This is a genomic window from Actinorectispora metalli, from assembly GCF_056323685.1.
On sequence record NZ_JBREYE010000001.1, the window covers coordinates 3314779 to 3329411 of the forward strand.

Genomic DNA, 14633 nt, shown 5'->3' on the forward strand with positions numbered 1-14633 from the left:
CGCTCACCACCCCATGACGTCGAGACCGGCGCGGAAGAAGCTGCCGCTGGGACCGTCGTCGGGCAGCGTCGCGGCCCGCGCGATGTCCTCGGCGGCCTCGGCGGGCAGCCGCTGCGCGTCGGGCTGCATCCGGGTGCGCACCCGGCCGGGGTTGATCGCGTTCACCAGCACCCCGGTGTCCTGTGTGGACTTGGCGAGCAGCACGGTGAGCGCGTTGAGCGCGGTCTTGGACACCGCGTAGCCCGGCGCGCCGCCGAACAGCCCGTAGGCAAAGGAGGCGGTGCCGCTGGAGATGTTCACGATGCGGCCCCACCTGCGCTCGAGCATGCCCGGCAGGAACGCCTGCGCCACCCGCCAGGCGCCGAGGGTGTTCACCGCCAGCGTCCGCTCCACCAGGTCCATGGCCACGGTCGCCGCGTCGTGCCCAGCGTCCAGCAGCACCCCGGCGTTGTTGACCAGGATGTCCACCGCGCCGACCGAGTCGCGTGCGGCGTCCACCGAACTCGCGTCGGTGACCTCGAGTGCGACCCAGTCGGTCGGCGCCCCGGTCCGCTCGGCGAGATCCTTGGCGATGGCGGCCACCGCTTCGGTGTCCCTGGCCGCCAGCACGATCCGGTGCCCCATCTCGGCGAGCCGGGTCGCGATCGCGGTGCCCAGCTCACCGGTGGCGCCGGTGACCAGGGCGGTGCGTTGTCCGCTCATCCCGCATCCCGCACCTTGGCCAGCAGGTCGACCTGCTCCGGATCGGGGCTGCATGGCAGCAGGATCAGCTCGTCGCAGCCCGCGGCCGCGTAGCGCTCGATGGCGCCCGCGACCTTCGCCTCGGTGTTCAGCGCGCCCGCCGCGACCTTCCCGGCGAACTGCGGCCCGAGGAAGGCGTAGTAGTCCTGTAGGAACCGGCCGGTGTGCGCCTCGGCGTTGTCGCCCAAGGCGTAGTAGCCGACCGCGAGCTTGCGCGGCTCGGTGGTCACGCCCTGCGCCGACCAGGTCTCGCGGGCCTGCTCCAGCACGGTCTCGAATCCACGCGGCGACGAGCCGCCCGCGACCCAGCCCCAACCCCAGCGGCCCGCGCGACGCACCGCGTTCTCCGAGTGCCCCCCGAAGACCAGCCGCGGGCCGCTCAGCGGCACCGGACCGATCGGGTGGTCCAGCCCGTCGTGCTCGCCCGCCCAGATGGCGCGCATGCGCTCCACCATCGCGTCCAGCGCCCGGCCGCGGCGACTGTGCGCGGTGCCGTTGGCCTCGAAGTCGTCGGCGCGGAAGCCCGCGGCCATGCCGAGCACCAGCCGTCCGCCGGAAAGCCTGTCGATCGAGGCGGCCTGCTTGGCCAGCACCGGCACATCGGCTCGGTACGGCGCGATGAGGATCGTGGTGGCCAACCGGATCCGTGCCGTCACCGCGGCCGCCGCCGCCAGCGCGACCAGCGGCTCATAGTTGTCGTACACAAGCCGGTCCAGCACGCCAAGGGTGGAGAAGTCGAGCTCATCGGCCCGGCTGGCCCATTCCACGACCTGGTTCCCGGTCGCCCCCGGAATCATCGACGGAAGTCCAACACCTACGTCCATATCCGTTCAGGCCCCTCCCTGCGGCTCGCCTACTCGTCCGGCGCGAATGCAACACAGCGGGGCTAGAGCGCGGCTCGAAGACCCGTGGACCGCCGGGACTGGACGCCACTTCGAGCCGGTCACCACCGCGGGTGCCTAGCGTCGCCTGGCATGCGAGTGCTCATCACAAGCTGGGCGTGGCCCACGCACTACTACCCGATGGTTCCGCTCGCCTGGGCCCTGCGGTCGGCCGGGCACGAGGTGCGGGTGGCGAGTCAGCCGGGGCTGGCCGAGGTGGTCACCGACTCCGGAATGCACTTCGTCCCGGTCGGTCACGACCTGGACATGGAGGAGGCCTTCCGCAAGCTCATCATCAACCCGCCCGCGGGCCCCGGCGCCGCGGGCAAACCCGGTCCCGACGGCGTCCGCAAGATCCCGCGCGCCATCCGGATGTTCGCCGAGCTTGCCGACGTCATGGCCGAGGACACCATCGCGCTGGCCAGGGACTGGCGGCCGGACCTGGTGATCACCGAGCCCACCGCCTTCGTCGGCGCGTTGGCGGCCAAGGCCGTCGACGCCAGGCTGGTGCGGTTCCCGTGGGGCGCGGACATCCTGTCCAACGTCGCCGCGATGGAGGGTATGTCCGATGTGGACGTCGAGGTGCTGTCGCCCATCGCCGAGCGGTTCGGGCTGCGTGACGTCCGGCCGCGGGAGGGCCTGACGCTGGACGCCTGCCCGGCGGGCATGCAGGTCGCCAAGCCGGTCGCGAACCGCCAGGACATCCGCTACCTGCCGCACAACGCCTACCGCGTGCTGCCGCCCGCGTTGCCCGCGCCCGCCAAGCCGCGGGTGTGCATCAGCTGGGGCACCACCATCGGCCGCCTCGACCCCGCGCGCTCGTTGATGGGCGAGGTGATCCGCGGAATCGCCGACTCGGGCGTCGAGGTGCTGGCCGTGGTGGCCGGGCACCAGCGCCGCGACCTGCTGGCGGACCTGCCCGACGGGGTGTACGTGGCCGAGTCGGCTCCGCTGGAGCACCTGCTGCCGACCTGTTCGGCGGTGATCTCCCACGGTGGTGCGGGCACCATTCTCAACGGCCTGCTGCACGGACTGCCGCAACTCGCGGTGGCGCCGGTGCTGCCGGATCACCGCTTCAACTCCCGTCAGCTGGCCGCCTCGGGCGCGGGCCGGGTGCTCACCGCCGAGGAGATCGCCGACGGCACCGTGGTCTCGGCGCTGCACGACGTGCTGGCGACTCCCGGCTTCCGGTCCGCGGCGGAGAAGCTGCGCGGGCAGCTGGAGGACAAGCCCCTGCCCGCGGCGGTGGTTCCCGTCCTGGAGCGGTACGCGGGCTGAAAACGAAAACCCACAAATACCGTAAGGTCTTGACGGACCTTACGGTATTTCGTATTTACGTCCAATCCACATATGTTCCTTATCGTATTTGTGTCCCCATTCGATACAAATCAATGAATTTCGAGTTCCCTTGCGCCACGGTGGGAAGTAAGGATCAACCATTCCCGCAAGGAGAAATTCGATGGCTGATGTCAAACATTTCGTCGGCGCCGGGGTTTCGAGCCCGTCGGCGATTCACCGGCTGGGCACCGCGTTCTGCGAGGCCAAGATCGTGCTGACCGCGTTGGAGCTCAACGTGTTCACCACCCTCGCGGAGGCGCCCGCCACCGAGGACGAACTGCGGGAGCGGCTTGCGCTGCACCCCCGCGGGACCCGCGACTTCCTCACCGCGCTGACCACCATGGGTCTGCTGACCAGGGAGGCGAACCGTTACCGCAACAGCGAGTCGGCGGGCCGCTACCTCGACCGGAACAAGTCGAACTACGCAGGTGGCTTCCTGGACCGGGCGAACCGCCTGCTCTACCCGGCCTGGGGCAGGCTCACCGAGGCGCTGCGCACCGGTGAACCGCAGGTCGACGCCGCGCAGGGCGACGCTTTCGCGAAGATGATGCGCGACCCGCGTCAGCTCCGCCGGTTCCTGGCCATGATGGACTCGGTCAACGCTCCGCTCGGGCCGCAGATCGCCACCAGGTTCGACTTCCGCGACGTCCGCACCGTGGTGGACGTCGGCGGGGCGCGCGGGAACCTGCTAGCGCAGATCATCAAGGCGCACAGCCATCTCAAGGGCTGCGTCTTCGACCTGCCGCCGATCGAACCGGCCTTCGACGACCACATGGCCGACCTCGGCACCACCGACCGCATGTGCTACCACGGCGGGGATTTCTTCACCGATCCGCTGCCCGAGGGCGAGGTGCTGATCATGGGGCACGTGTTGCACAACTGGGCGCCGGAGCAGCGGCAGGAGCTGATCACCAAAGCGTTCCACGCGATCCGCCCCGGCGGCGCCCTGCTGATCTACGACCAGCTTCTCGAGGAGGAGCCGACCGACCTGTGGAGCACCGTGATCAGCATGGACATGCTGCTGGTCACCCCGGGCGGGTCCGAGTACACCGCGGCGGAATGCAAGGGCTGGCTAAGCACGGCGGGCTTCGGCGAGGTCGCCATGACGCCGATCGGTGACCATGACGTGTTAGTCGTCGCCAGGAAGGACCGTTGACCATCGCGGGAGCGGGCGATCGGCGGGTGAGGAATTCACAGCGTCAGCAGGGTGCCGTCGTCCAGCACCTCGGCCCCCGCTGATTCGATGGCCACGCGTTGCGCGGAGCCCGCGACCACGGCCGGATTGGTGTTGTTGAGGTGGGTGTAGACGCGACGCAGGTGCGGGTGCCGGGCGAAGGCCGCCAGGCTGCCGTCCGGCCCCGCGATGGGCACATGCCCCATCGAGGCCTGCGTCTTGTTCACCACCCCGGCCGTAGCGTCGCCGAACTCGGTCGAGCCGTGGAAGGTGCCGTCGACGATCGCGCAGGAGGCGTCCGCCAGCAGCGCGTCGAAGCCCGCGGGCCAGGTCGCCAGGCATGGGGCGTAGACGAGGACGCCGCCGGTGTCCGGGTCGGCGATGCGGTAGGCCACCACCCAGGTGCCTTCGGGCTGGTCGGCGGCATAGCGCGGGCGCTTGCCGCTGACCTCGAAGGCGGTCACCTCCAGACGACCGTCCACAGTGAACGGTGCGCCGGGTTCGACGGGCTGCCAGTCCCAGTCGCCGTAGCGGGCCAGCACGCCCGCGACCGGGAACGCCTCGTGCAGGGCGCCGATCACCCGCCGGGGCGCGTGCACCCGCAGGCCGTTGCTCTCCCGCAGCAGGAGCAGGCCCAGCGCGTGGTCGAGTTCCGCGTCGGTGAGCAGCGCGCCCTTCACCGGCGTCTGCCGCGGACCGGGGCCCGCGGCCAGCGCCTCGGTCCCGATGAGCTGCTGCCGGATGTCCGGCGAGGCGTTCACCAGGTACCAGTCGGTGCCGTCCGCGCTGATCGCCAAGCCGTCCTGGGTACGCATCGGGATCTCGCCTGCCCTGGCCAGCGCGCACGGCTCGCAGGCGCAGTTCCACTGCGGCAGGCCGCCGCCCGCCGCGGTGCCCAGCAGCAGGACCTTCATCGACTCCCCCGATCGCTGGTGATCCGGCGCATCACCAACTCCGCGCCTCCGCCCGCGCCCGCGAGCGCGCGGTCGATCCTGTCGCGGTGCGGGGACAGCGAGCACACCGGGTCGGTGGCGCCGGCGTCGCCGGTGATCAGGAACGCCTGGCAGCGGCAGCCGCCGAAGTCGGTGTCCCGCCGGGCGCAGCTGATGCACGGCTCCGGCATCCAGTCGGTGCCGCGGTAGGCGTTGAACGACGAGGAGCGGTACCAGATCTCCCGCAGCGGGGTGCGGGTCACGTTGTCGATCTTCAGGGTGTCGATGACGTTGGCCGCCGGGCAGGGCAGTACGTCACCGTTGGGCGAGATCGTGAGCTGGTGCGCGCCCCAGCCGTTCATGCACGGCTTGGGGTAGTCGCTGTAATAGTCGGCGAGCACGTACACGATCTGCATGCTCCCGCCCAGCCGCTCCTGGGCCGCCTTCACCACCGGTTCGGCCGCCGCGAGCTGCTCCTTGGTCGGCATCAGCGCGCTGCGGTTGCGCAGCGCCCAGCCGTAGTACTGGGTGTTGGCCAGCTCCAGCCGGTCCGCGCCAAGCTGCTCGGCGAGGTCGATGATGCCCGCGATGCGGTCCAGGTTCCCGCGGTGCAGCACCACGTTCATGCTCAGCGGCAGCCCCAGCCGCTTGACCACCTTGGCGGCCAGCAGTTTGGGATGGTGCGCGCGGGCACCGGCATAGCGGTCCGCGGTGTCCGGGTCACTGTCCTGAAAGGACAACTGCACGTGGGCGATGCCGCGTTCGGCGAGATCCTCGGCGACCGCGTCGGTCAGCCCCAGTCCGCTGGTGACCAGGTTGCAGTAGCAGTCCAGCGCCGCGGCGTGCGCGACAAGCTCCGGCAGATCCCGGCGAAGCAGCGGTTCGCCTCCCGAGAAGTGCACCTGGAGCACCCCGAGCTCGCGGGCCTGCGTCAGCACCGAACGCCAGGTCTCGGTGTCCAACTCGGCGTCCCGGCGGGCCAGCTCCAGCGGGTTCGAGCAGTAGGGGCAGTGCAGCGGGCAGCGGTGGGTGAGCTCGGCCAGCAGCCCGAACGGCGGGGCGACGTCGTTCACGGTTCCCTCTCTCGGTCCTCGATGCGAACCAGTCGGCGCTCGCGCAGCGCCGACAGCAGCTCGGCGGTCTGCGTCAGCAGTGCGCCGGGTTCGGCTTCCCGGTAGTCCTCGCGCAGGTCGGCGGCGATGGCGTCGACGGTGCGGCCGTCACCCAACCTGCGTAGCACCGCGGCCGCGGTGGGGTTGAGCAGCAGCACGCCCTCGGGGAACAGCAGCACATCGCTGCCCCGCACCGGGTCGTGCCGCAGCCGGGCGCCGGGCGCCAGTGCGGGCACCGCCGATGCGTCGATCGCCGTCATGGCTTGCCGTGCCCGCTTTCGTAGTCCAGGGCGTCCAGGATGCACCGCAGCACATCGCATTTGAAGGACAGCGCCGCGATCGCGGCATCCTGCTGCTCGCGGGTCCGGCAGTGCCGCAGCACCAGTTCCAGCGTGTTGCCGCCTTCCCTGCCGAGCACCTCCAGCCGTGCGGTGAAGTACTCGAATCCTTCCTCGGCGATCCACGGGTAGCTGGCCCGCATATCGGCGAGCCTGCGTCGCATCAGCCCGGGGGAGAACAGTTCGGTGAGCCCGGAGGCCACCGCCTCGGTCCACGGTCGGGTGCGGGCCAGGTTGACGTAGGCGTCCACCGCGAAGCGGACGCCCGGCAGCACATAGCGCTCGTCGGCGACCTCCTCGCGGGACAGCCCGACGGCCTCGGCCAGCCGCATCCACTTCTCGGCGCCGCCGCCCGTCGAGTCGGTGCCGTCGTGGTAGGTGATGCGGGACAGCCACATCCTGCGCACTTCCGGCAGCGGGCAGTTGGCCAGGATGGCGGCGTCCTTTTGCGGCAGGCAGCGCTGGTAGTACCAGCGGTTGGCCGCCCACAGCCGCAGCTCGTCCTTGCTGAGCTCGCCAAGGTGCAGCCTGCGGTGGAACGGGTGGTCATGCCAGTAGCGGTGGTCCAGCGCGCGCAGCGCCGACTCGAACTCGGTGGCCGTCCTCGGCTCGGTCATCTCCTGCTCCCATCTTCCGCCCGGCGGTGACACGCCCCCTCCGGTTTACAGGTCGGAGGCGTGTCACCGTTCACCGGAGCAACCGACTACTACGCGCGGGCAGCGTAAGCGGTGATCTCCATGGCGCACTCGATTTCAGTGAATTCAGGGCGGACCCACGCCTCTGGAGCGGCCTGCTCCGCGGCGGCGTCCCGGACAACGTCGCTGTTCACGGCCATATGCATGGTCTCCTTATCTGCCGGTGCGATCGCGGATGTCGAATTGCCAGGTCGATCGCACGCTATCGACGATAGCTGCCGATCAAATTCATGGGGCGGGCAAAGGCTTACAGAATAATTACCTCCACCGGCTTTCGATCATAATTCGAGGTCGCTCTAACAAGGTGCAACCTGGAATTATCCGTTCGGCCGGAAACCCAAAGATAATTCAACTGGGGAACCCGACTTCAAGGAGTATTCATGGCACTTCGTCGGAGCGTGACCGCGGTCCTCGCGGCAGTCGCCACGGCGATCGCGACCGCACTGGTGACCGCACCGGTCTCGGCGCAGTCCGAAGCGTCCGCGCCGGTCATGGTGACCGGAAAGCTGGACATCATCTGGGGTGTCGCGCACCTGCCCGATGGCAGTTCGCTGATCACCGAGCGGGACAGCGGCCGCATCCTGTCGCTGCGCAACGGCAAGACCACCGAGGTCCAGCGCATCGCGCTGCCCCCGAAGATCGACACCACCCCCAACCTGCCCGACGAGGGCGGTCTGCTCGGTATCGCCGTTTCCCCGCATTACCGCTGGGACCGGACGGTGTTCATCTACCACGCCACCAAGGAGGACAACCGCATCTCCAAGCTCCGCCTCGGCGGCGAGCCGCAGCCGCTCGTGACCGGCATCCCGCGCGGTCAGTTCCACAACGGCGGCAGGCTGGCCATCGGCCCCGACGGAAACCTGTGGGCCACCACCGGCGACGGCACGGTGGCGTCGTCGCCGCAGGACCAGAAGTCGCTGGGCGGCAAGATCCTGCGGATGACCCTGGACGGCAAGCCCGCCCGCGGCAACCCGTTCCCGGGCTCGCTGGTGTACAGCATGGGTCACCGCAACGTCCAGGGCATCGCCTGGGACCGCGAGGGCAGGGTGTACGCCTCCGAGATCGGCGATGACATCGACGAGATGAACCGCATCAAGCCCGGCGCCAACTACGGCTGGCCGATCTGCGAGGGCTTCTGCGCTCCAGAGAACCAGAACAAGGGCTTCACCGAGCCGCTGCGCACCTGGGACCACCTGGAGGCCTCGCCCAGCGGCATCGCGATCTACAAGGGCCACATCTACATGGCCGCCCTGCGCGGCGAGCGCCTGTGGAAGATCAAGCTGAACGGCGACGGCACCATCGGCGACCAGCAGGCCCTCTTCCAGGAGACCTACGGCCGCCTCCGCACCGTGCTGCCCGCTCCCGACGGCTGCAGCCTCTGGGTGAGCACGTCCAACAAGGACAACCAGTGGGGCCAGCCCGCCCCGGAGGATGACCGCATCCTCTCGATCACGGGCTGACATCACACACGGAAGGCGGGCGAGCGACCCCTCGCCCGCCTTTCCGCGCGTCTTCTGGTTGGTGCAGATTCCGGTGCACCAGATTCTGCACGAGCATTCGCATACGCCGGTCGGCCAATGGGGGATGTTTAACGGTGAGCGGTCGACCAGATGGTGAGTAGAGCCGATCACCCGCATTTACCTGTTTCCGGAACGTGCACTTCATCGATGTCGTCGACCACTCGACGCAGCGGCGGGCGGAGACGGACCGATGTGCTGTCGCAGCCAGGATGATGAATAGGCGAGGACAGTTCGGCGGAACCGAGGGAAATGCACACCATCCGGCGGCACGCCCATCGGGCGAATGCCTTTCTCCGCAGGCAGGCCGACTGCTGGCTCGGGTGGCCCGCTCACGAGAGCGGTCCGCCCGCCCTGCGGATCGCCGCGTTGCTGACGGTCGTCGGCACGATCGGGGTGGGCTCGCTGACGGTCGCGATGCTCACCGGGATCGGCTCGGCGGCCGTCTTGTTGGCGGGCGGTTGCGGCCTGCTCGCTTGGGGCGCACGCGAACGCGAGCCCGCGGGTCGATGATGGCGCCATCATCGACCCGCGGGCTCCTTCTGCGATCTCAGTTGTGCAGCTCCATGATCACCGCGGCGTCCTTGTCGCCGTGGCCTGCCGCGACCGCCGCGTTGAAGCGTTCTGCGGTGCGGGCGATGACGGGCATTTCGGCGCCTAGGGCGGCCGCGTCTTCCAGGGCCAGGCGCATGTCCTTGGCCATCAACACCGTGCGGAACGCGGCGGGCTCGTACTGGCCGGAGCGGATGAAGTTCGCGCGGAACCGCATCACCTCCGAGGCGAAGCCGGTGGTGGAGGTGATCGCCTCCAGCAGTGTTGTCCGGTCCAGGCCTGCCTTCTCGCCGTAGGAGAGGGCCTCGACGAAGGAGGCGACCTGGGCGCCGAGCAGCAGGTTCAGCACCAGTTTCAGGGTGGCGGCGTTGCCTACCGGGCCCAGGTACACCAGTTCGCGGCCTGCTGCGGTGAGCACGGGGCGGACGGCGTCCACATCGGACTCCGCGCCCGCGGCGAGTACCCGCAGCTGGCCCTGGCGGGCCTGCATGGGGTTGCCGATCAGGCAGGCCTCGATGCGGCGGTGGCCCGCCAGCGCCGCCAGCTTGGACAGCTTGCGGGAGAAGCGGGGCGACACCGTGGAGCAGTCGACCACGGTGGCGCCGGGCTTCAGCGCGGGCAGCGCGGCGCGGAGCACCTGCTCCACGGCGTTCTCGTCGGCCAGGCTGAGCAGCACCACATCGGCCTGCGCCACCGCCTCCGGGACGCTGGGCGCGAGTACGGCGCCCGCCGCGACCACCGGGGCGGCCCGCTCCGCGGTGCGGTTGTAGACCGTCACCTCGAAGCCGGACTCCACCAGGTGGTGCGCGACGCCGCCGCCCATGTTGCCCAGGCCCAGGATCGCGAGCCGGGCGGTGGCCACCGCCGTCACTTGGCCGCGCCCGCGTAGCCGGGCAGCGTGTCCAGCGACAGCTGCGAGATGCAGCGCATCACGCTGTTGCGGAAGTGGTTGCGGAAGCCTTCCTCGGTGGCGGTGTTGCGCTCTTCGGCCAGGTAGGGCTTGAGCCGCTCCTCCACCTCGTGCACGCCGGGCTGCTTGGCCATGTGGCGGCCGATGTCCTCCAGGTCGCCGCCGGAGTAGTGGATGAAGCGGACCATGGTGCCGCCGCTGATGAAGACACCGGTGCCCAGCAGCTTGCCGACCTCCTCGCCCGCCTCGTTGAGCAGCACCGGCGAGCTGGCGCGCTTGAACTCGCCGAAGATCTTGGCGATCTCCTCCTCGTAACCGGGCTTGACCTTGTAGGTGATCGCTGCGTACGGCATGTCAGAACAACTCCCTTAGCAACTGTGACTGGACTTCAGATGCCGCCGTCGACGGTCAGCGTCGCGCCGGTGATGTAGCGGGCGAGGTCGCCCGCGAGGAATGCCACGGCACCCGCCACATCGGCGGGGGTGGCCAGCCTGCCCAGCGCGGTGAGCTTCACCAGCTGCTGGTGGACCTGCGGCGGCAGGCCCGCGCCCGGCTCGTCCTCGACGATGCCGGGGGCGACCGTGTTGACCCGGATGCCGTGGCCGCCGAGCTCCTTGGCCAGTGAGCGGCTCAGCCCGAGCACGCCTGCCTTGGCCGCGGTGTGGTGCACCTTGAACTGGCGTCCGCGGGAGGCCACCGCGGCGCCGATGTTGACCACCGAGGCGCCCTCGGCCAGCAGCGGCAGCACGGTCTGGGTGACCACGTGCATCGCGGTGAGGTTGGTGCCGATCAGCCGGTTCCACTCCTCGATGGGCAGCTCATCGTACGGCCCGTGGCCGTCCACTCCGGCGTTGTTGACCAGCACGTCCAGGCCGCCGAAAACCTCGCCGACCTCCCGCGCCAGCCGGTCGACGTCCTCGGTCGCGGTGATGTCGGCCTGCACCACGAGGTGCTTGGCGCCGAGTGCGTCGAGGTCGGCGGCCAACTGCTTGGCCGCCTCCTTGTCACGCCGGTAGCAGGCGGCGACCTGGGCACCGGCACCGGCCAGCGCGAGGCAAACCGCCCGGCCGACCCCACGCGTGCCGCCGGTGACCAGCGCACGCTTTCCTTCGAGTCCGAGCGTCTTCACATCTCTCCCCATGTGTACGGCGGTTTTCGGCGTCTAGAGGCTCACAACGCCCGCTGGGGATCGGCTCGAACGCCACTGGAAGCCGGCCGACAAGCGCTTCCACCCCAACCTGCCAGCTGCTAAGTTTCTTAGTAACCAAGATTCTTGGCGAAAGTGAGGAATGGGATGAGCACGGCCATCGCCGAACCCGCGGTCCGCAGCCGGGTCACCGTGTTGGTGACGGTGCTGCTCGCCGGGTTCATGGACTTTCTCGACGCGGGGATCATCATCCTGGCGACCCCGGTGATCCAGGCTGACCTGCACGCCTCGGCGGCCGCTGTGGAATGGATGGTGGCCGGCTATGTGCTGGCCTTCGCGCTGGGGCTGGTCACCGGCGGCAGGCTCGGCGATATCTACGGCCGCAAGCGGCTGTTCCTGCTCGGCGTCGCCGGATTCGTGGCCGCCTCCCTGCTCTGCGGGCTCGCCGACAGCGCGGCCATGCTGATCGCGGCGCGGGTGTTGCAGGGCGCGATGGCCGCGTTGATGGTGCCGCAGGTGCTGTCTGTGATCCAGGTGAGCTTCCCGCCGGACCGCAGGGGCGCCCCGCTGGCCGCCTACGGCGCGATGGCGGGCGTGGCCAACGTCAGCGGCCCGCTGATCGCCGGTCTGCTCATCGACGGTGACGTGGCCGGACTGGGCTGGCGCTGGATCTTCCTGGTCAACATCCCGGTCGGCCTGCTCATCCTCGTCGTCGGCGCGCTGGTCATCCCCGAGTCGCGCTCCGAGCGGCCGCTGCGGCTGGACCTCGGCGGCGTCGGCCTCATCACCGCCGCCCTGCTGCTGCTGATGTTCCCGCTGATCGAGGGCCCGACGCTGCGCTGGCCGTGGTGGCTGCTGGTGCTGCTGCCGCTGTCGGTCCCGGTGTTCGCCCGGTTCGCGAACTACGAGCGCAAACGTTCCTCACCATTGGTCCCGATGGAGCTGTTCCGCAACAAGGCGTTCAGCGCGGGCTTGGCCCTGCATATCACGCTGTTCGCCGGGATCTCCTCGTTCTTCCTGATCTACACCATCGTGCTGCAAACCGGCCTCGGCTTCTCCACGCTGGACACCGGCCTCACCTCGCTGCCCTGGCCCATCGCGATCATGGTGACCTCCGGGATCGGCATCGCGCTCGCCCCGAAACTGGGCCGAAAGCTGCTTCTCATCGGCGTGGCCACCATGGCAGTGGGCATCGCGCTGCTCATGGTGGAGCTGTCCATCCACAGTGGAGCGATCACCAGCTGGCAGCTCGCCCCGGGCTTGGCCGTGACGGGGGCAGGGATGGGCCTGGTGGCGCCATCGCTGATGGACCTGGTGCTGGCAGGCGTCCCCACCGAGGACGCGGGCTCGGCCTCCGGCCTGCTGTCCACGGCGTTGCAGATCGGCACCGCGCTCGGTATCGCACTGATCAGCGTGGTGTTCTTCGTGCTGCTGCCTGAGAACGCCGATCCGGCCGCCTACACGTCGACGCTGGTCAAAACGTTGTTCTACGAACTCGGCGTGCTGCTGCTCAGCCTTCTGCTGATTTTCAAGCTGCCCGTGAGATTCAAACAACCGCAGACATGAGTTCCGCCAGATCGGCTGTCTGTTGTGATCAAACAATTCTGAGGGAGACAGTGATGCCCGAGCCGGATGAGAATGTGCCGGTATTGATCGTCGGAGGCAGCCTGGTCGGGCTGACCACCGCAATGTTCCTGGCGTGGCACGGCGTCAAGGCGACCGTGGTGGAACGCCGCAAGGAAATGGGCGAGCACCCCAGGGCGTGGGGCTACAACCCGCGCACCATGGAGATGCTCGGCGAGGTCGGCCTGCTGGAGCAGGTCGACGCCGCGGGCCCGGACACCGCCGCCTACCGCGACGTGCTCAAGACGGAGAGCCTCGCGGGCGCCGAGAAGGGCCGCTACGACCCCGAGCACCTCGCGGTGTCGCACGTGGCATTCGCCGACCTGAGCCCCGCCCCCTACAGCCTCTGCGCGCAGCACCGGCTGGAGCCGATCCTGCGGGCCCGCGCGGTGGAACTGGGCGCCGACATCCGCTTCGGCGTCGAGCTCACCGAGTACACCGACGACGGCGACGGGATCACCGCCGCCCTGCGCACCGTCGACGGGGAGACCTCCACCGTGCGGGCCCGCTACCTGGTCGCCGCCGACGGCGGCCGCAGCGTGATCCGCGAGAACCTGGGCATCCCCACCTACGGCGTGCGCGGCATGGCGCACATCATGAACGTGTTGTTCGAGGCCGACCTCTCCGAGCCGCTGCGTGGCCGCACGTTCTTCCTCTGCCACGTCGACGAGCCCGCGGGCGCGGTGCTCAACCCGGTGGACGAGATCTCCTACGGCCCCGGCGACCGCTGGCAGCTGCACATCCCGTTCGACCCGGCCAAGGGCCAGTCCGCCAAGGACTACACCGAGCAGCGCTGCATCCGCGCCATCCGCAAGGCCGTCGGCGTGCCGGACCTCCAGCCGCGGATCATCCAGGCACTGCCCTGGGAGGTCGCGGGCTACACCGCGGACCGCTTCCGCGAGGGCCGGGTGTTCCTGGCGGGCGACGCGGGCCACGTGATGCCGCCCGCGGGTGCTTTCGGTGCCAACACCGGCATGCACGACGCGCACAACCTGGCGTGGAAGCTCGCCGCGGTGATCAACGGCCACGCCGGGGAAGGCCTGCTGGACAGCTATGACACCGAGCGCAGGCCGGTCGCGGCGATGACCGTCGACCAGGCGCTGCTGCGCGCGGGCCACCAGTTCCTCGGCGACGAGGGGCTGGCGGAGAAGATCTTCGACGACCGGATCCTCATCTTCGGTTACCGCTACCGTTCGGCCGCCGTGCCCGGCGCCGAGCCCGCATCCGAGGACGCCCCGCCGTACGAGGGCACCCGGCCGGTCGGCACGCCCGGTACCCGCCTGCCGCACCTGGAGCTGGAGCGCAAGGGCGAGTCGCTGTCCAGCCTCGACCTGATCGGGCGGCACTTCCTGGTGCTGGCCGGGCCGCAGGGCGAGGGCTGGGCCAAGGCCGCGACGGACGCGGCGAAGTCCCTCGGTATCAGCCTGGAGGCCTACCACCTGGGCAGCCAGGACGAACTCGCGCTGGTCGACGTCAAGGGCCGCTTCGCCGAGGCCACCGGCGCCGGACCGGCCGGGGCGCTGCTGGTTCGGCCCGACGGGGTGGTGGCCTGGCGCGTCGACTCCGCGGCATCCGCCGAGGCGACCGAGCGCGTCACGGCCGTTCTCTCCGGTCTGCTGGCACGTACCAGCTGACCGCTGCGTAGGCGCGGTCACCCGGCTCCTTCCCCCAGC

Annotated in this window: 16 protein-coding genes; 6 read left to right on the forward strand and 10 right to left on the reverse strand. The window is 69.7% G+C overall.

Features of this window, described 5'->3' with window-relative positions; translation table 11 throughout:
• Window positions 1–3 precede the first annotated feature (3 nt).
• A complete protein-coding gene (locus tag ACU6XJ_RS15585) occupies window positions 4–702 on the reverse strand; it encodes an SDR family NAD(P)-dependent oxidoreductase (RefSeq protein WP_476311593.1) in 699 nt (232 codons plus the stop codon).
• Window positions 699–1538, reverse strand: coding sequence for an LLM class flavin-dependent oxidoreductase (locus tag ACU6XJ_RS15590; RefSeq protein ID WP_476311596.1), 840 nt, complete (start codon window positions 1536–1538; stop codon window positions 699–701). The genes ACU6XJ_RS15585 and ACU6XJ_RS15590 overlap by 4 nt, the downstream gene beginning before the upstream one ends.
• A 177-nt stretch (window positions 1539–1715) precedes the next feature.
• Here ACU6XJ_RS15590 and ACU6XJ_RS15595 point away from each other — a divergent pair, with 177 nt between their 5' ends.
• Window positions 1716–2900: a nucleotide disphospho-sugar-binding domain-containing protein gene (locus ACU6XJ_RS15595; protein ID WP_476311599.1), complete on the forward strand. Its 1185-nt coding sequence runs from the start codon at window positions 1716–1718 to the stop codon at window positions 2898–2900.
• Between the two features lie 181 nt (window positions 2901–3081).
• Window positions 3082–4116: a methyltransferase gene (locus ACU6XJ_RS15600; RefSeq protein ID WP_476311601.1), complete on the forward strand. Its 1035-nt coding sequence runs from the start codon at window positions 3082–3084 to the stop codon at window positions 4114–4116.
• Window positions 4117–4151: 35 nt separating this feature from the next.
• Here ACU6XJ_RS15600 and pqqB read toward each other — a convergent pair whose 3' ends face one another.
• From pqqB to pqqA, 5 genes are all read right to left on the reverse strand, one after another.
• The gene (gene pqqB / locus ACU6XJ_RS15605; RefSeq protein ID WP_476311603.1) at window positions 4152–5048 is read right to left on the reverse strand and encodes a pyrroloquinoline quinone biosynthesis protein PqqB; all 897 of its coding nucleotides are present in this window, start codon (window positions 5046–5048) and stop codon (window positions 4152–4154) included.
• Entirely contained in the window at window positions 5045–6139 is a 1095-nt protein-coding gene (gene pqqE / locus ACU6XJ_RS15610; RefSeq protein ID WP_476311606.1) for a pyrroloquinoline quinone biosynthesis protein PqqE, read from the reverse strand. Before pqqE ends, pqqB begins: the two co-directional genes overlap by 4 nt.
• Window positions 6136–6438 carry a pyrroloquinoline quinone biosynthesis peptide chaperone PqqD gene (gene pqqD / locus ACU6XJ_RS15615; RefSeq protein ID WP_476311609.1) on the reverse strand — a complete coding sequence of 101 codons (303 nt, stop codon included), beginning with the start codon at window positions 6436–6438 and terminating at the stop codon, window positions 6136–6138. Before pqqD ends, pqqE begins: the two co-directional genes overlap by 4 nt.
• Window positions 6435–7133 (reverse strand): pyrroloquinoline-quinone synthase PqqC, encoded by a 699-nt coding sequence (gene pqqC, locus ACU6XJ_RS15620; protein WP_476311611.1) that lies wholly within the window; start codon window positions 7131–7133, stop codon window positions 6435–6437. Before pqqC ends, pqqD begins: the two co-directional genes overlap by 4 nt.
• 89 nt (window positions 7134–7222) lie before the next feature.
• The gene (gene pqqA / locus ACU6XJ_RS15625; protein WP_476311614.1) at window positions 7223–7357 is read right to left on the reverse strand and encodes a pyrroloquinoline quinone precursor peptide PqqA; all 135 of its coding nucleotides are present in this window, start codon (window positions 7355–7357) and stop codon (window positions 7223–7225) included.
• Between the two features lie 234 nt (window positions 7358–7591).
• On the opposite strand from pqqA, the gene ACU6XJ_RS15630 reads away from it, so the two are divergent.
• The gene (locus tag ACU6XJ_RS15630) at window positions 7592–8671 is read left to right on the forward strand and encodes a PQQ-dependent sugar dehydrogenase (RefSeq protein ID WP_476311617.1); all 1080 of its coding nucleotides are present in this window, start codon (window positions 7592–7594) and stop codon (window positions 8669–8671) included.
• 309 nt (window positions 8672–8980) lie between these two features.
• Window positions 8981–9241, forward strand: a complete 261-nt coding sequence (locus tag ACU6XJ_RS15635) for a hypothetical protein (protein ID WP_476311620.1) — start codon at window positions 8981–8983, stop codon at window positions 9239–9241.
• A gap of 37 nt (window positions 9242–9278) precedes the next feature.
• Here the strand turns inward: ACU6XJ_RS15635 and ACU6XJ_RS15640 are convergent, their stop codons facing one another.
• The 3 genes from ACU6XJ_RS15640 to ACU6XJ_RS15650 are packed head-to-tail and all read right to left on the reverse strand — an operon-like array spanning window position 9279 to window position 11319.
• The gene (locus tag ACU6XJ_RS15640) at window positions 9279–10142 is read right to left on the reverse strand and encodes an NAD(P)-dependent oxidoreductase (protein ID WP_476311623.1); all 864 of its coding nucleotides are present in this window, start codon (window positions 10140–10142) and stop codon (window positions 9279–9281) included.
• A 5-nt stretch (window positions 10143–10147) separates the two neighbouring features.
• A complete protein-coding gene (locus tag ACU6XJ_RS15645; protein WP_476311626.1) occupies window positions 10148–10543 on the reverse strand; it encodes a SchA/CurD-like domain-containing protein in 396 nt (131 codons plus the stop codon).
• A gap of 35 nt (window positions 10544–10578) precedes the next feature.
• Entirely contained in the window at window positions 10579–11319 is a 741-nt protein-coding gene (locus tag ACU6XJ_RS15650) for an SDR family NAD(P)-dependent oxidoreductase (protein ID WP_476311629.1), read from the reverse strand.
• A 165-nt stretch (window positions 11320–11484) separates the two neighbouring features.
• Here ACU6XJ_RS15650 and ACU6XJ_RS15655 point away from each other — a divergent pair, with 165 nt between their 5' ends.
• The gene (locus ACU6XJ_RS15655; RefSeq protein ID WP_476311632.1) at window positions 11485–12903 is read left to right on the forward strand and encodes an MFS transporter; all 1419 of its coding nucleotides are present in this window, start codon (window positions 11485–11487) and stop codon (window positions 12901–12903) included.
• Window positions 12904–12956: 53 nt separating this feature from the next.
• Window positions 12957–14594 (forward strand): FAD-dependent monooxygenase, encoded by a 1638-nt coding sequence (locus tag ACU6XJ_RS15660; RefSeq protein ID WP_476311634.1) that lies wholly within the window; start codon window positions 12957–12959, stop codon window positions 14592–14594.
• Window positions 14595–14633 lie beyond the last annotated feature (39 nt).